A 14506-nucleotide genomic window follows, 5' to 3' on the forward strand; every position below is an offset into this window, starting at 1 on the left:
ATCGCACAGGTGGCCAATCTTGTCGACCACCTGGCGGGCGTTGTAGATGGTGCCGTCGTAGGTGCCGAGCTGGATGATCGCCAGGCGGAACGGGCGGGCTTCGTTGGCGCGTTCCGGCGCCACTTCGCGGATCTGCTGGCGCAGGTAGCGTTCGTCGAAGCAGTGCGCGTCGATGCCGCCGATAAAGCCGAACGGGTTGCGGGCGGTTTCCAGATACACCGGCGTGGCGCCGGCCTGGATCAACGCGCCGTGGTGGTTGGATTTATGGTTGTTGCGGTCGAACAGCACCAGGTCGCCGCGCGTCAGCAGGGCGTTGGTCGCCACCTTGTTCGAGGCCGAGGTGCCGTTGAGCACGAAGTAGGTCTTGTCGGCGTTGAACACCTTGGCGGCGTGCTGCTGCGCGGCGCAAGGCGCGCCTTCGTGGATCAACAGATCGCCCAGTTTGACGTCGGCGTTGCACATGTCGGAGCGGAAAAGCGTTTCGCCGTAGAAGTCGAAGAACTGGCGGCCCGCCGGGTGTTTGCGGAAGAACTCGCCGCCCTGATGGCCGGGGCAGGCGAAGGTGGCGTTGCCCATTTCTACGTATTGCGTCAGCGTGTTGAAGAACGGCGGCAGCAGCTCGCTCTCATATTTGGTGGCGGCGGCCTCCAGCTGTTTGCCGTAGAACTGGGTATTCTTGCCACACAGTTCAAACACGCCGTGTAGCGCCGGCAATACGGCGTTATCCAGCTCTTCTTCGCAGCAGACGGCGACGAACAGCGGGATGTTCAGGCCGTGTTCTTCGATGCGCGCCACCATGCCTTGCGTGACGTCGTCTACCGACAGCACGATGGCGGCGACGTCATTGAAATCGCTGTGATGCACATCGACGATGTCGCGTTCAGTTTCAAAGCAGCCGAGGGTTTGGGTGTTGGCGGCAATTTTTAAATTTTTCATTTTTCTCATTCTTCAGGCAAAGGCAGTCCGCCGGCAAATAATTCCATTTGCCGTTAACGCCTTCACGAAAATAAAGGTGTGCGAGAACCCAGTGATGCCGAAAGGCATTAACTGTGTTCGTTGTTTTATTTGGCTTGGATGCGCTTGGCCGAAATTAAAAATGCATTGCGTGTCCTTCCCGGTTAGCGAGAAAGAGACATTATCACCGGAGTGCGGAGAATAAGTAAAAACGCAAAGACACTCTTATCAACGGCGTAAGAGCGAAGGGGAGGGTTATCTGTAGTTGAAGAATGCGAAGCTAAAGCAGCTGCGATGAGCCATCATCATAATATGGGTTGTACGCCTGATGTGTGCCATTTTTCGGTTATTGTTTTCCATTTTCTAATCCACCTTGCTGAGTGAAAAGATGGCGCTATTTTAGCGCAAGATTCGCTGAAAATCGTGATGAGAATCACATAAATGCCGGTTTTGATAAATAACTATTCACCGGTTATGCAATGTGTTGCATAAGTATCATCCGGGTGCAGAGGTTGGCATGTAAATGAATTGCTAATGTTCGCGAGCCCTGAACGCTTAATTTCAATGGCGCTCGGGAAGGAATAAAAAAAGCGGTCAAATAACCGGCTGCATAACGATCAAATAAATCTGTATTGTGTTATTTATGTTATCAACCTGCTTTATGCTGAAATAAATAAAAATTCACTATCTGTGTTTTTATATTCATTTTTGTTTTTTGGCGATTATCGTTATTTGTGACTCGCTTCAACAACGCAGGGTAAGATGAGGCGAGTGAACAGGGAGGCGATTGACCTTGAATACCCCAGAACAACGGCAGCAGATTGCGGATTTCATCGGTAAGCAACACGTCTTGACGCTGTGCGCCGGCGACGGCCTCGACATGTGGTGCGCCAACTGTTTTTACGTGTTCGACGCCGCGACGATGGCGCTGTGGCTGATGACCGAACCGCACACCCGCCACGGCGGGCTGATGCTGAACAACGGCCGGGTGGTTGGCACCATCGCGCCGAAGCCGAAAAGCATCGCGCTGATCCGCGGCGTGCAGTACCGCGCCGAGGCGGTGCTGCTGAGCGGCGAAGAAGCCGAGGCGGCGCGGGCGCGTTACTGCAAGCGCTTCCCGATCGCCAGGGCGATGAAGGCCTCGGCTTGGCGGCTGGATCTGCACGAGGTGAAGATGACCGACAACACCCTCGGCTTCGGCAAGAAGCTGCACTGGGCGCGGTCTATACTTTAAGTCGACGTATCGATTACAACGGGAGATTGCATGGCGCGAGCACTGTTAGTCGGCGCAACCGGGCTGGTGGGGCGCGAGTTGTTGCAGCTGTTGCAAAGCGATCCGCAGATAACGGCCATCGTGGCGCCGACGCGCACGCCGTTGCCACCGCACGGCAAGCTGACCAATCCGGTCGGCGATGCGCTGTTCGAACTGCTGAGTAGCCTGCAGCAGCCGGTCGATCTGGTGTTCTGCTGCCTGGGCACCACCCGCCGGGCGGCGGGTAGCGCCGATGCCTTCCGCTACGTCGATTATCAACTGGTGGTGGAGAGTGCGCTGACCGGCCGCCGCTTGGGGGCGCAGCACTGTCTGGTGGTAAGCGCGCTGGGCGCCAACGCGGATTCCACCTTCCTGTATAACCGCACCAAAGGCGAGATGGAGCAGGCGCTGCGCGAACAGCACTGGCCGCGCCTGACGCTGGTGCGGCCTTCCATGCTGGTGGGGGATCGCCCCGCGCCGCGCCTGATGGAGCGCCTCACGCTGCCGCTGTTCAGGCTGCTGCCCGGCAAATGGCGCGCCGTCGCCGCCAAAGACGTGGCGCAAACGCTGCTGCAGCAGGCGTTCACGCCGGGCGAAGGGATCAGGGTGCTGGAGTCGGATCGGCTGCACTGCTACCGAGGCTGACGCTGAGGTGATCGAACGCCAGCTCCAGCCCGGCGGGCAGTTCATTGTCCAGCAGCCACAGATCGAGATGATGGCTGATGTGTGTCAGCAGCGTGCGTTTGGGCTGCAGCAACCGCTGCGTCTCCTGCGCGCGGGTCAGATCGTTGTGGTTGCGCGGCGCCTGCGGCTGAGGCGGCAGGCTGCAATCGAGCACCAGCAGATCCAGCGCCACGTTTTGCAGATAGTCGGCGGTGGCCGGCGGCAGGCCGACGGTGTCGGTCAGGTAGGCCAGCGCAGCGCCCGCCGCCTGGATCAGATAGCCGTGGGTCAGCTTGGAGTGTTGCAGCGGCAGCGGGGTGATGCGCATGCCGCCCAGCTCGACGGTGGCGAAGGGCGCCAGCGGCGGCTGAAACGCCAGAATGCCGGGGTGTTTGAACAGGTCGTCGCAGCCCTGTTCATCCGGCGGGCCATACACCGGAATGGAATTTCCGCACCCCCATCGCAAAGGAAATAACCCCTGAACGTGATCCATGTGGTAATGTGTCAGTAAAAAACGTTGAATTTGCCCCGCCGAAAATCGCCGCTCCAAAGTCGGCAATCCCGCATCCAATAAGGTCGTTTCCCCCTGATAGTTAAGCATGGCGCTGCACGCTCGCCGCCGAAATGCCGGCTCGCGCCGCGCCCGTTGGCAGATCGGGCAGTCGCAGCCGAACACCGGCACCTGCTGCGCGCCGCCGGTGCCGAGAAAGGTCAGTTGCATCGCTCCCCTCCGTTAAAGATACTTCTGCGCAAAGCGGTTGATGTCGCGAAAATCCGCCAGCCGCGCCTGCAGCGTGGCGTGATCCCAGTGCCACCACTGGCTGCGTTCGATGCGTTCTATCAGCGCATCGTCAAAGCGCATGCCGATCTTTCTGGCCGCCACGCCGGCGACGATGCTGTAAGGCTCCACGTCCTTGGTGACCACCGCCGCGCTGCCGATCACCGCGCCGTTGCCGACGCTGACGCCCGGCATCAGAATGGCGTTATGGCCGATCCACACGTCGTGGCCGACGGTGACGTGGTGCTCGCGCCGCCAGTCGAAGAACGCCGCGTCGTCTTCCCCCAGCCCGTATTCGGAAGCGCGGTAGGTGAAGTGATGCTGCGCGATGCGTTGGTAGGTCGGGTGGTTGCCGGGATTGATGCGCGCATAGGAGGCGATGGAGACGAACTTGCCGATGGTGGCGTAAAAAATCTGGTTGTGCCCGGCGGTGTAGGAGTAGTCCCCCATCTCCACCTCTTCCAGGATCGCATCGTCGGCCAGGTGCACATACTGGCCGAGCCGGGTGCGGTTAAGGGTCACGTTGTCGCCGATTTTCGGCTGGGCAAAGTCGTTCATGGCGTCGCATCCTGAGCTTGTCGGGTAGGGGTGGGCAGCAGCGCCAGCAGCGCCGCCAGGGTGTCGTCGAGTGGGCCGTCGTTGTGCAGCACCCGGCAGCCGGCGGGCAGACTCTGCTGATATTCCGCCGCCCGCGCCAGCCGCTGCTCGATCTGTTCGGCGCTTTCTCGCCCCCGATCCTGCAGGCGCCGGCGCAGGATCGCGGCGTTGACCTGCAGGCATACCGGCAGCAGCTGCGTACCATAGCGCTGCTGCGCCTGCGGCAGGTGGGCGCGCGAACCGTTGACCGCCACGTCGATCCCCTGCAGCAACCAAAGATCCACTTCGATCCCGAACGCGTAGTGCTGCTGGTGAGCCTGCCAGTCGAGCGCGAACAGCCCTTTGGCGCGGCGGCGTAGAAATTCCGGTTCGCTCAGCGCGATGTGATTCTCGCAGCCGGCGTCCGCCGGCCGGGTGATGTAACGGTGCGCCACCAGCGGCGCGCGGTCGGCGTCGGCCCGCAGTGCGGCCAGCAGGCTGTCCTTGCCTGCGCCGGAAGGCCCCATCAGGTAGATGAGCCGCGCCATCAGAACACCTGCCTACCCTGGCGCCACACGTTCTGCACATAAACGTGCTCGCCGTGCGGCCGCGCCAGCACCAGATCCGCCCGCAGCCCTTCGGCGAGGGTGCCGCGATCCTGCAGATCCAGCGCCCGCGCCGGGTTGCGGGTGATCATGCGCACCGCCTGGGGCAGATCGTAGGCGTTGCGTTCGTCCGCCGCGAGGCGAAACGCCGCGTCCAGCAGGCTGGCCGGGTAATAATCGGAAGAGAGAATATCCAGCACGCCCAGCGCCGCCAGGTGGTGCGCCGCCACGTTGCCGGAGTGGGAACCGCCGCGCACGATGTTCGGCGCGCCCATCAGCACCTGCAGGCCCTGCTGGTGCGAGGCGCGGGCGGCCGCCTCGGTGGTGGGGAACTCGGCGATCGCGCTGCCCAGCGCGCAGGATTCGGCCACGTGCGCGGCGGTGGCGTCGTCATGGCTGGCCAGCGAGATGCGGCGCGCGCGGCAGTGGGCGGCGATCGCCTCGCGGTTCGGCGCGGCCCAGCGGGCGGACAGGGCGACCTGCTGCTCCTCGTACTCGCTCATCTGCTGGTCGTTGAGGTGGTACTTGCCCTGATAATATTCGCGGTACTTTTCGCGCGAGGCGAACTGGCGCTGGCCCGGTGAATGGTCCATCAGCGACACCAGCGACACGCCCGGCTTGTCCATCAGCTGTTCGAACAGCGGCAGCGTGCTCTCGTGCGGCAGCTCGCAGCGCAGGTGCAGCCGGTGCTCGGCGCGGTTCACCCCGGCGCGCTGGCTGTGGATCACCGCGTCGATCATCTTCTGCAGGTTTTCAAGCCGGTGGCCGCCGTCGCGCACGTCGCCGATCGCCACCGCGTCCAGCACCGTGGTGATGCCGTTGGCCACCATCAGCGCGTCGTGGCTGCTCATCGCCGAATGGGCCGGCCAGTCGACGTTCGGGCGCGGGGTAAAGAACTTGTCCAGGTTGTCGGTATGCAGCTCGATCAGCCCCGGCAGCAGCCAGCCGCCATCGCCGTCCAGCGCCTGCGGCAGCCGGCTCGGGCCGTCGGCGAAGCTGCGGATCACGCCGTCCTGCATCTCCAGCGAGCCTTGCACCACCTGGTCATCCAGCACCAGCTTAACGTTATTGACGATCATCAGAGGGCCTCCAGCGCCTGTGGCGCCTGCATGTCATAAAGCCGGTCGGCGACCTGTTGGCGGACGCCTTCATCGTGGAAAATGCCGACGATCGCCGCGCCGCGCGCCTTGGCGCGTTCGATAAGCTGCACCACCGCCGCGCTGTTGCGGCTGTCGAGCGAGGCGGTCGGTTCGTCCAGCAACAGAATGGGGTAATCGACGATAAAGCCGCGTGCGATGTTCACCCGCTGCTGCTCGCCGCCGGAGAAGGTGGATGGCGCCAGCGGCCACAGGCGCTGCGGCACGTTGAGCGCAGCGAGCAGCGCTTCGGCGCGTTCACGGCACTCGGCGCGCTCGACGCCCTGTTCCAGTAGCGGCTGCATCACCACCTCCAGCGCGCTGATGCGTGGGATCACCCGCAGGAACTGGCTGACCCAGCCCAGCGTATGGCGGCGCACCGCCAGAATTTGGCGCGCGTCGGCGCTGACCATGTCCAGCCAGTCGCCCTGGTGGTTGATCCAGATATGGCCGCTGTCCGGCAGGTAGTTGGCGTACAGCGAGCGCAGCAGGGTGGATTTGCCGCTGCCGGAGTGGCCGTGCAGCACCACGCATTCGCCGCCGTGGACCGTCAGGTTGGCGTCGTGCAGCACCGGCAGGCGGGTGCCGTACTGCTGGTGCAGCACAAAGGTTTTACTGAGATGTTCAACTCGGATTTGCATAGTCATCTGTTATCGCCTTGGGTTACGACAGCACCGAAGAAACCAGCAGCTGGGTGTAAGGATGGTGCGGATCGTCCAGTACTCGGTCGGTCAGGCCGCTCTCCACCACTTCGCCCTGTTTCATCACCAGCAGACGGTGGGCCAGCAGCCGCGCCACGCCGAGATCGTGGGTGACGATCACCGCCGCCAGCTGCATCTCCACCACCAGGTTGCGCAGCAGATCGAGCAGGCGCGCCTGCACCGACACGTCCAGCCCGCCGGTCGGCTCATCCATAAACACCAGCTTGGGGTGGGTGACCAGGTTGCGGGCGATCTGCAGCCGCTGCTGCATGCCGCCGGAGAAGGTGGTCGGCAGATCGTCGAGGCGCGACAGCGGGATTTCGACGTCTTCCAGCCACTGGCCGGCCTGGCGGCGAATGTCGCCATAGTGGCGCTGGCCGATGGCCATCAGCCGCTCGCCGATGTTGCCGCCGGCGGAGACCTGCGGCCGCAGCCCGTCGAGCGGGTGTTGGTGCACTACGCCCCAGTCGGTGCGCAGCAGGCGGCGGCGATCGCTCTCCGCCATGGCGTACAGATCCTGTTCCTGGCCCGCCTGCGGGCGGTAAAGGATCTGCCCGCGCTGCGGCGCCAGCCGCGCCGAGATCGATTTCAGCAGCGTGGTTTTGCCGGAGCCGGATTCGCCGACGATGCCCAGCACTTCACCGGGGTAGATGTCGAACGACACGTCGCTGAAGCCCTTGCCGGGGGCGTACAGGTGGGTGAGCCGGTTCACCGACAGCAGCGGGGTGGTGCTCAAAGGGGTGGAAGTCATCAGTGCTGCGCCTCTTGCGAAGATTGCGCCAGCTGCTGCCGGCAGTAGTCGGTGTCCGAACAGACGAACATGCGGTTGCCCCGATCGTCGAGCACCACCTCGTCCAGGTAGCTGTGGCGCGAGCCGCACAGCGCGCAGGGTTCGTCCCACTGCTGCACGCTGAACGGATGGTCGTCGAAGTCCAGGCTCTCCACCTTGGTGAACGGCGGCAGGGCGTAGATGCGTTTCTCGCGTCCGGCGCCGAACAGCTGCAGCGCCGGCATCATGTGCATTTTCGGGTTGTCGAATTTTGGGATCGGCGACGGATCCATCACGTAGCGATCGTTGACCTTCACCGGATAGGCGTAGGTGGTGGCGATATGGCCGTAGCGCGCGATGTCTTCATACAGCTTCACCTGCATCACGCCGTACTCCTCCAGCGCGTGCATCTTGCGGGTCTCGGTTTCGCGCGGTTCGATAAAGCGCAGCGGCTCCGGGATCGGCACCTGATAGATCAGGATCTGGTCTTCGCGCAGCGCGGTTTCCGGAATGCGGTGACGGGTCTGGATCAGGGTGGCCTCCGGCGTGCGTTCGGTGGTGGCCACCCCGGCAACGCGCTGGAAGAAGCGGCGGATCGACACCGCGTTGGTGGTGTCGTCGGCGCCCTGGTCGATCACCTTCAGCACGTCGGCGCGGCCGATAACGCTGGCGGTGAGCTGAATGCCGCCGGTGCCCCAGCCGTAGGGCATCGGCATCTCGCGGCCGCCGAACGGCACCTGATAGCCGGGGATCGCCACCGCCTTCAGGATAGCGCGGCGGATCATGCGCTTGGTCTGCTCGTCCAGATAGCCGAGGTTATAGCCGGTCAATACTTCACTCATCGCGGGCCTCCTGACGCTCGCTGTATTCCTGTCGCAGCCGCTTGAGCAGTTCCAGTTCGGCCTGGAAATCGACGTAGTGCGGCAGCTTGAGATGGGAGACGAACCCGGCGGCCTCGACGTTGTCGGCGTGGGCCAGCACGAACTCTTCGTCCTGCGCCGGGCCGGCGACGCCTTCGCCGTAGTCGGGGCTTTGCAATGCGCGATCCACCAACGCCATTGCCATCGCCTTGCGTTCGGCGCGGCCGAACACCAGCCCGTAGCCGCGGGTGAAGTGCGGCGGATGGTCCTTGGGATCGACGAAGCCGTTGACCATTTCGCACTCGGTCAGCAGGATTTCGCCGATATCGATGGCGAAACCGAGCTCTTCAGGCACGATCTCCACCGAAACGTGGCCGGTGCGGATCTCGCCGGCGAACGGGTGGTTGCGGCCGTAGCCGCGCTGGGTGGCGTAGCCGAGCGCCAGCAGAAAACCTTCGTCGCCGCGCACCAGCTGCTGCAGGCGCGCCGAGCGCGAGCAGGGGTAGACCGGCGGGTTGCGGGTGATGTCGTCCGGCGCGCTGCCGTCGTCCTGTTCCTCCCGCGCCAGCTGCTGGCGACACAATAGATCGAACACGTGGCTGCAGTTGTCCGGCAGCGGTTCGTCGGCCTGCGGCGCACGTGGCGCTTCGCCCTCCGCCAGCAGCGCGAAGTCCAGCAGCCGGTGGGTGTAGTCGTAGGTCGGCCCCAGCACCTGCCCGCCGGGCAAGTCCTTGTAAACCGCCGAGATGCGCCGCTCCAGCCGCATGTTTTCGCTGGCCAGCGGCTCGCTGACCGCCAGGCGCGGCAGGGTGGTGCGGTAGGCGCGCAGCAGGAAGATCGCCTCCACCAAATCGCCGCTGGCCTGTTTGATGGCCAGCGCCGCCAGCTCGCGATCGTAGATGCCGCCTTCGGTCATCACCCGATCCACCGCCAGGCCCAGCTGCTGTTCGATGTGTTCCGCGCCGAGCGCCGGCAGCGCGTCGTCGCCGCGCCGCAGCTGTTCCTGCAGCTGATGGGCGGCCTCAATGGCTTTTTCGCCCCCTTTTACCGCTACGTACATCAGCACACCTCCACGCGGGTGGTCCGCGGGATCGCCAGCAGGCGATCGCCGCAGGTCAGCAAAATATCCAGCCCCAGCGGGAAGCGCTGCGGGCGATTGACCAGGTAATCCAGCAGCGCCGGCGGCAGGCGCGGCGCAATCAGGCGATGATTCTCGATGCCGGGGCCGGTCAGGCGCAGCGCGGCGCCGTTCTCCAGCTCAGCAAGCTGCACCACCACCGTGGCGCCGCATTCCGGCGAGATTTCCGTGCCGTGCGGCAACGCCTGCAGATCGGCGGCCTGCAGTTGTTCATCGAACAGGGCAAAACAGACCTCCTGCGCCGCGGTGGCCAGCGGCGCGCCGCTGTGAAAACGAATGTTTGTTAGCACTTGCTCACTTTTGAGCGCAGCGCACAGTTGCAGCGGCGTTTCCTGATCGGCCAGCGTCAGCAGCGCGGCGGTGCTGGCGGCGTTCAGCGGCGCCCAGGCCGGGCCGTTCGGCAGCGTCACCCGGTGGCCCGGTTCGCTCAAGGCTTTAAGAATCAAACGGAAAGCGTGCTGCGATTGGTCTATCGGTTGTTCAAAACCGGTCAATAAACTCATGGCTTAATCCCCTCGCACCAGCGTAAAGAAATCCACCCGGCTGGCGGCGATCGCCCGGGCGCGCAGCTGGCGCTGTTCGTGCTGCAGCGCGGCCAGCGGCGCGATCAGCTGTTGTTGCAGGCGTTCGCCGTGTTCCGGCTGTTGCAGCAGCGCATCGGCCAGCGCGCACAGCTCGGCGTGCGCCTTGTCGCGCCCGGCGATATAGCTGTAGCCGTAGCCGCCGTTGTCCAGCTGCACCACCGCGCGGGTGACCGTCATGTCCCCCAACACGAAGCGGCGGCCGGTGGCGCCCATGCGCCCCTGCAGCTGGGCCAGGCCGATCTCCGGCGCGCGGATGCTGCGGTAACCCGGGCTGAGGTTCAGCGCCTGCCAGTGGCTGCGCAGCTGCTCGGGCCGGCTGTGCGCCAGCACCGACATCCAGCGTTGTCTCGACTCTAAGGCTTGCATTCAGTGCTCCATCGTCAGTTCAATCATGTCGGCGCGGGCCAGGCTGACGGAGTATTCCGCCACGTCTTCGCCGCCGCTGCGGACGTTAAGGGTGCGCACGCACAGCAGCGGCGCGTGGGTGGCGATCTCCAGCAGCCGGCTCTCTTTGGCCTGCGCGCGGCGCGCGCTGATGCGCGTCTGGCGGCGGGTCAGCGGCTGCTGCAGGTGCTGTTCGATAAACTGGTGCAGCGAACCGCTGTGGAACTGCTGCAGCGCCGGCCACCAGTCCAGATCGGGCAGATAGTGGTCGATGACGCTCATCGGCACGCCGTTGACCCGGCGCAGGGTGCGCAGGTGGATCACCATTTCGCCTTCTTCACGCGAGAGTGCGCTGGCAACATGCCCATTGCACGGGCGCAAGACAGCGAGTAAGCGCTCACTGGTGGGATGGCTGCCCTGCTCGAACAGGTTCTGGCTGAAGCGGGTGTTGGCGTGCAGCGGGTAGTCGTAAGGCCGCATCAGCACCAGAATGCCGACGCCGTGGCGGCGCTGCAGCCAGCCGCGCTCCACCAACTGATCCACCGCGCGGCGCAGGGTGTGGCGATTAACCTGGTAACGTTCGGCCAGCTGCTGTTCCGAAGGCAGGTAGTCGCCGCAGCGGTATTGCGTGCGCAGCTCCTGTTCCAGCTGCGCGGCGATCTGCTGATAGCGGGTGGGGTAAGTGGTCGGATGTCTAGATAACTCCATCATAATAAAAACCTCGTCATACCGATGGCTGTGCGATGAAGGCGGAAGCGGTGCGTTTCATCGTGCGTCTACCCTGTGGTTTTCAAGTTGGCATCATGGTGCCGGGCGCAGATGACAATCGCGTTACGCGTCGGTGGCGAACAGATGAACTATTTAGGACAGCCCGGGCGTGCACGGGCGGCGACGGCGCGCTATGCTGGCGCCTCTGTTGACTGACTCTGGCCGCTACCATGCCGCAACCTCTGAACGCCCCTGAACCCGCCCCACGCGCCTGGCCGCTGTGGAAACCGATCCTGTTTCTGCTGGTGGTGGCCGTCGGCCTCTACTACGTCAAATGGCAGCCTTACTACGGCAAGGCGTTCGTGGCGGCGGACAGCCACTCGATCGGCAAATCGATCTTGGCCGACGGCGCCGCGAGCCCCTGGCTGGCAGCCTGGCAGTATGCGCTGGTCTACTTCACCGCGGTATGGAAGGCGGCGCTGCTCGGGGTGCTGTTAGGTTCGCTGGTGCAGGTGCTGATCCCGCGCGACTGGCTGGCGCGCACGCTCGGCCACCGGCGTTTTTCCGGCACCGTGCTGGGGGCGCTGATCGCGCTGCCGGGCATGATGTGCACCTGCTGCGCCGCGCCGGTTGCCGCCGGCATGCGCCGCCAGTCGGTGTCCAGCGGCGCTGCGCTGGCCTTTTGGCTCGCCAACCCGGTATTGAACCCGGCGACGCTGGTATTCATGGGGTTTGTGCTCGGTTGGCCGTTCGCCGCCATCCGCCTGGTGGCGGGCGTGGTGATGGTGCTGGGCATCGCCTGGCTGGTGCAGCGCGTGACCGCCAACGATCCGCAGCCCGCCGCGCCGCAGCCGCCGGTGATGACGGCGCAGAGCGACGAACGGCCGTTCCTCGCCCGCTGGGGCAAAGCGCTGTGGGCGCTGTTTTGGTCGACCATCCCGATCTACGTGCTGGCGGTGCTGGCGCTGGGCGCGGCGCGGGTCTGGCTGTTCCCGCACGCCGACGGCGCCGTCGACAATAGCCTGCTGTGGATCATCGGCCTGGCGATCGTCGGCTGCCTGTTTGTTATCCCCACCGCGGCGGAAATCCCGATCGTACAGACCATGATGCTGGCGGGCATGGGCGCAGGCCCGGCGCTGGCGCTGCTGATGACCCTACCGGCGGTCAGCCTGCCTTCGCTGTTGATGCTCAACAAGGCCTTCTCCGCCCGGGCGCTGTGCCTGACGGCGGCGCTGGTGGCGCTGTGCGGCGTGCTGACCGGCGTGGTGGGGATGGGGTTGGTGTAACTTACCGCTGCTGCTGAGTGGCCCGATGCTGTCTCAAGGAGGAGACGGCAATGGCCACGTTTAACAACCGGTCAAGCGGATCAATGGAGTCAGTGAGTTAACGCCTCTCCTGTCGGATATCATGACATGATATCGAATGTACTATTGTGAATTTAAATTCACTATAGTAAATTTGCGTGGACTAATTTTGTGTGTAAATACACCCAGTAATGACCACGGTAAGGTAGAAGAATGTTAAAAATCAGAATGTCACGTCCATCTGAAGCGTCAGAAATTATACAAATCTGGAAAAATTCTGTAGATGCTACGCACGACTTTCTCACTGCGCACGATCGACAAGAGATCGAAAAAGAGGTTGTCGGTTTTTTTTCTGAAACCCCCGTGTGGGTTGCCGCCGATCGGGAAGACCATCCGCTGGGATTTATGTTTTTACACGATGGTCATCTGGAGGCGCTTTTTGTCGATGCTGCAGCTCGCGGACGTGGCGTCGGAAAGCAGTTGATATCACATGCGCTGGCGCTTCATCCTGATTTAAGCGTCGATGTGAATGAACAAAACCAACAGGCCGTCGGATTTTATCAACATATGGGCTTTGAAGTTTCAGGGCGTTCCGAGTTGGATAATCAAGGCAGGGCCTATCCCCTATTGCACCTAAGCCGATCGGCGGGAATGTAGCCGTCGTGGCAGTGGCGCCTCATGGATTTTTTTGGCTAAAAGCAACGACGTACGCACAACCCTGCTCACTGTCGGGATTGCTCATTTGGTACTCGCTGGCAAAGGTCAGGGCAAAACAGTCGCCGGCGCGTAAATGATGGGTTTGATTATTGACCCGAAAATCAAGGCTGCCACTCAACACCCACAGCGTTTGGCCGGAAAGATGCTCACTGGCGGAAGCGGGTATCGTAAGTTGACCCAGAGCAGGAATTTCAACTTTGATAAGTTCGGGGCATGCGCCCGCTGGGGACAGAGACCAGCGGGTAATGCCCGATTTTTCATCTGTCCAATGCTGCTGCTGATGAGCAAAGAGCACCAGTGAGTTCTGGTGTTGCTCAAGCTCTGCGAAAAGTTTTGATAGCGTGATATTCATGGCGTTGGCTAAACGGCCGAGGATCGTGGCGCTGGGACTGGAAGCTCCCCGTTCAACCTTGCTGATCATGGCCTGACTGACGCCCGACCGTTGGGCAAGCTCTGCTACCGTCCAGTTGCGTGCCTTTCTATGTTTAAGCAATAAACGTGCAATGTCGCTGTCTACTATCTGATTTTTAGATGTTTTATCCATTCTCACCCTCACTTTCGCCAGCCTGATTATGCCATTACCGCAATGAGGCTGAAATCACTGATTTTACAAGTTTGAAAATCAGTCGCTCTCTCAGTCAATCATAACCTCTGTAGTATCTACGGCATCATTAGAGCAAGGTTTGCAACCCTAACATCCGCTCTTGGCACAGAGCCGCCTGTCAGATGACTCTATGCTGCCGATGCGTCAGGTCGAGTTTGGATGAATACCCATTGATATGTGTGTTGCGGGCTCAGCGCAACCTATGCACCACCTGGTTGCTGCTGCCGCGCCAGATCAGCGCCGGGTCTTTCAAATCCTGCACGAACTTGCCGTCGATCAGCACGTTGATCCTGTCCACTACCTGCATTTGGTGTGCGTCCAGTTCCGCCAGCCGGTAGCCGGTCCACAGCCAGATATCCTTGCCGGGGCACTCGGCGCGCACCCGTTTCACCAGTTGCAAGATGCTCGGCACGTTGGCCGGATGCAGCGGATCGCCGCCGGAGAGCGACAGCCCCTGGCGCGGCACGCGCGTATCGTTCAGATCGGCGATGATGCGGTCTTCCAGCGCCGGGGTAAACGGCTGGCCGGAGTTGAGCCGCCAGGTGCTTTTGTTGTAGCAGCCGGGGCACTGGTGCACGCAGCCGGCGACAAACAGCGTGCAGCGGGTGCCGGGGCCGTTGATGACGTCGATTGGGTAATACTGGTGATAATTCATGTGAGGCCTGCCCATCAGGCTATTTTACTGGCCATTTTGCCTCCGGGCAGTGCCCCCAATCCTCACGTACTGCGTGTACGCTCCGGTTGGTGCGCGCTGGCCGAAGGCAAACTGGCTG

At 62.6% G+C, this 14506-nt stretch carries 19 protein-coding genes; 4 read left to right on the plus strand and 15 right to left on the minus strand.

What is annotated here, in order from left to right; translation table 11 throughout:
• Positions 1-936, minus strand: a 936-nt coding sequence (locus tag FUU19_RS02075) for an Orn/Lys/Arg decarboxylase N-terminal domain-containing protein (protein ID WP_304622304.1), incomplete at its 3' end; no start/stop codon positions are given.
• Between the two features lie 273 nt (positions 937-1209).
• On the minus strand, positions 1210-1314 hold the full coding sequence (speFL, locus tag FUU19_RS02080) for a leader peptide SpeFL (RefSeq protein ID WP_004933443.1): 105 nt from the start codon (positions 1312-1314) through the stop codon (positions 1210-1212).
• A 433-nt stretch (positions 1315-1747) separates the two neighbouring features.
• On the opposite strand from speFL, the gene FUU19_RS02085 reads away from it, so the two are divergent.
• Entirely contained in the window at positions 1748-2188 is a 441-nt protein-coding gene (locus FUU19_RS02085) for a YhbP family protein (protein ID WP_230491065.1), read from the plus strand.
• A 30-nt stretch (positions 2189-2218) separates the two neighbouring features.
• Entirely contained in the window at positions 2219-2851 is a 633-nt protein-coding gene (locus FUU19_RS02090; protein WP_230491066.1) for an NAD(P)H-binding protein, read from the plus strand.
• On the opposite strand, the gene phnP is transcribed toward FUU19_RS02090, so the two are convergent.
• The 11 genes from phnP to phnF are packed head-to-tail and all read right to left on the minus strand — an operon-like array spanning position 2808 to position 11111.
• Positions 2808-3590: a phosphonate metabolism protein PhnP gene (gene phnP, locus FUU19_RS02095; protein WP_230491067.1), complete on the minus strand. Its 783-nt coding sequence runs from the start codon at positions 3588-3590 to the stop codon at positions 2808-2810. The genes FUU19_RS02090 and phnP overlap by 44 nt on opposite strands.
• Positions 3591-3602: 12 nt before the next feature.
• Positions 3603-4205 (minus strand): DapH/DapD/GlmU-related protein, encoded by a 603-nt coding sequence (locus tag FUU19_RS02100; RefSeq protein ID WP_230491068.1) that lies wholly within the window; start codon positions 4203-4205, stop codon positions 3603-3605.
• Positions 4202-4771, minus strand: a complete 570-nt coding sequence (phnN, locus tag FUU19_RS02105; protein ID WP_202670146.1) for a ribose 1,5-bisphosphokinase — start codon at positions 4769-4771, stop codon at positions 4202-4204. Before phnN ends, FUU19_RS02100 begins: the two co-directional genes overlap by 4 nt.
• The gene (phnM, locus tag FUU19_RS02110; RefSeq protein WP_015376433.1) at positions 4771-5907 is read right to left on the minus strand and encodes an alpha-D-ribose 1-methylphosphonate 5-triphosphate diphosphatase; all 1137 of its coding nucleotides are present in this window, start codon (positions 5905-5907) and stop codon (positions 4771-4773) included. Before phnM ends, phnN begins: the two co-directional genes overlap by 1 nt.
• Complete coding sequence (gene phnL / locus FUU19_RS02115) at positions 5907-6611, minus strand: phosphonate C-P lyase system protein PhnL (RefSeq protein WP_047729228.1); 705 nt, start codon at positions 6609-6611, stop codon at positions 5907-5909. Before phnL ends, phnM begins: the two co-directional genes overlap by 1 nt.
• Positions 6612-6627: 16 nt before the next feature.
• Complete coding sequence (phnK, locus tag FUU19_RS02120) at positions 6628-7416, minus strand: phosphonate C-P lyase system protein PhnK (protein ID WP_038879071.1); 789 nt, start codon at positions 7414-7416, stop codon at positions 6628-6630.
• Positions 7416-8276 (minus strand): alpha-D-ribose 1-methylphosphonate 5-phosphate C-P-lyase PhnJ, encoded by an 861-nt coding sequence (locus tag FUU19_RS02125; RefSeq protein WP_016929301.1) that lies wholly within the window; start codon positions 8274-8276, stop codon positions 7416-7418. The genes phnK and FUU19_RS02125 overlap by 1 nt, the downstream gene beginning before the upstream one ends.
• On the minus strand, positions 8269-9354 hold the full coding sequence (locus FUU19_RS02130; RefSeq protein WP_089195397.1) for a carbon-phosphorus lyase complex subunit: 1086 nt from the start codon (positions 9352-9354) through the stop codon (positions 8269-8271). The genes FUU19_RS02125 and FUU19_RS02130 overlap by 8 nt, the downstream gene beginning before the upstream one ends.
• Positions 9354-9935, minus strand: coding sequence for a phosphonate C-P lyase system protein PhnH (gene phnH, locus FUU19_RS02135; protein WP_230491070.1), 582 nt, complete (start codon positions 9933-9935; stop codon positions 9354-9356). Before phnH ends, FUU19_RS02130 begins: the two co-directional genes overlap by 1 nt.
• A 3-nt stretch (positions 9936-9938) precedes the next feature.
• A complete protein-coding gene (phnG, locus tag FUU19_RS02140) occupies positions 9939-10382 on the minus strand; it encodes a phosphonate C-P lyase system protein PhnG (protein ID WP_019453314.1) in 444 nt (147 codons plus the stop codon).
• Positions 10383-11111 carry a phosphonate metabolism transcriptional regulator PhnF gene (gene phnF / locus FUU19_RS02145; protein WP_015376439.1) on the minus strand — a complete coding sequence of 243 codons (729 nt, stop codon included), beginning with the start codon at positions 11109-11111 and terminating at the stop codon, positions 10383-10385. It lies immediately after the preceding gene.
• Positions 11112-11338: 227 nt separating this feature from the next.
• Between phnF and FUU19_RS02150 the strand changes: the two genes are divergently transcribed.
• Positions 11339-12394 carry a permease gene (locus FUU19_RS02150; RefSeq protein ID WP_230491071.1) on the plus strand — a complete coding sequence of 352 codons (1056 nt, stop codon included), beginning with the start codon at positions 11339-11341 and terminating at the stop codon, positions 12392-12394.
• Between the two features lie 231 nt (positions 12395-12625).
• On the plus strand, positions 12626-13069 hold the full coding sequence (locus FUU19_RS02155; RefSeq protein WP_202670142.1) for an acetyltransferase: 444 nt from the start codon (positions 12626-12628) through the stop codon (positions 13067-13069).
• Between the two features lie 19 nt (positions 13070-13088).
• On the opposite strand, the gene FUU19_RS02160 is transcribed toward FUU19_RS02155, so the two are convergent.
• Together FUU19_RS02160 and nrdG are read right to left on the minus strand one after the other, a co-directional pair.
• Positions 13089-13673, minus strand: a complete 585-nt coding sequence (locus FUU19_RS02160; RefSeq protein WP_043139204.1) for a helix-turn-helix domain-containing protein — start codon at positions 13671-13673, stop codon at positions 13089-13091.
• 250 nt (positions 13674-13923) lie between these two features.
• The gene (gene nrdG / locus FUU19_RS02165; RefSeq protein ID WP_060434026.1) at positions 13924-14388 is read right to left on the minus strand and encodes an anaerobic ribonucleoside-triphosphate reductase-activating protein; all 465 of its coding nucleotides are present in this window, start codon (positions 14386-14388) and stop codon (positions 13924-13926) included.
• Positions 14389-14506: the final 118 nt, after the last annotated feature.

The organism is Serratia montpellierensis, assembly GCF_020858655.1.
GTDB classification, from domain to species: domain Bacteria; phylum Pseudomonadota; class Gammaproteobacteria; order Enterobacterales; family Enterobacteriaceae; genus Serratia; species Serratia montpellierensis.

Coding starts and splice junctions, on each gene's coding strand:
- phnH (WP_230491070.1), bottom strand. CDS start 9,935: ATGAGTTTATTGACCGGTTTTGAACAACCGATAGACCAATCGCAGCAC.
- FUU19_RS02160 (WP_043139204.1), bottom strand. CDS start 13,673: ATGGATAAAACATCTAAAAATCAGATAGTAGACAGCGACATTGCACGT.
- phnK (WP_038879071.1), bottom strand. CDS start 7,416: ATGACTTCCACCCCTTTGAGCACCACCCCGCTGCTGTCGGTGAACCGG.
- phnN (WP_202670146.1), bottom strand. CDS start 4,771: ATGGCGCGGCTCATCTACCTGATGGGGCCTTCCGGCGCAGGCAAGGAC.
- phnF (WP_015376439.1), bottom strand. CDS start 11,111: ATGATGGAGTTATCTAGACATCCGACCACTTACCCCACCCGCTATCAG.
- FUU19_RS02130 (WP_089195397.1), bottom strand. CDS start 9,354: ATGTACGTAGCGGTAAAAGGGGGCGAAAAAGCCATTGAGGCCGCCCAT.
- FUU19_RS02150 (WP_230491071.1), top strand. CDS start 11,339: ATGCCGCAACCTCTGAACGCCCCTGAACCCGCCCCACGCGCCTGGCCG.
- phnG (WP_019453314.1), bottom strand. CDS start 10,382: ATGCAAGCCTTAGAGTCGAGACAACGCTGGATGTCGGTGCTGGCGCAC.
- phnL (WP_047729228.1), bottom strand. CDS start 6,611: ATGACTATGCAAATCCGAGTTGAACATCTCAGTAAAACCTTTGTGCTG.
- nrdG (WP_060434026.1), bottom strand. CDS start 14,388: ATGAATTATCACCAGTATTACCCAATCGACGTCATCAACGGCCCCGGC.
- speFL (WP_004933443.1), bottom strand. CDS start 1,314: ATGGAAAACAATAACCGAAAAATGGCACACATCAGGCGTACAACCCAT.
- FUU19_RS02155 (WP_202670142.1), top strand. CDS start 12,626: ATGTTAAAAATCAGAATGTCACGTCCATCTGAAGCGTCAGAAATTATA.
- FUU19_RS02090 (WP_230491066.1), top strand. CDS start 2,219: ATGGCGCGAGCACTGTTAGTCGGCGCAACCGGGCTGGTGGGGCGCGAG.
- phnM (WP_015376433.1), bottom strand. CDS start 5,907: ATGATCGTCAATAACGTTAAGCTGGTGCTGGATGACCAGGTGGTGCAA.
- FUU19_RS02100 (WP_230491068.1), bottom strand. CDS start 4,205: ATGAACGACTTTGCCCAGCCGAAAATCGGCGACAACGTGACCCTTAAC.
- FUU19_RS02125 (WP_016929301.1), bottom strand. CDS start 8,276: ATGAGTGAAGTATTGACCGGCTATAACCTCGGCTATCTGGACGAGCAG.
- phnP (WP_230491067.1), bottom strand. CDS start 3,590: ATGCAACTGACCTTTCTCGGCACCGGCGGCGCGCAGCAGGTGCCGGTG.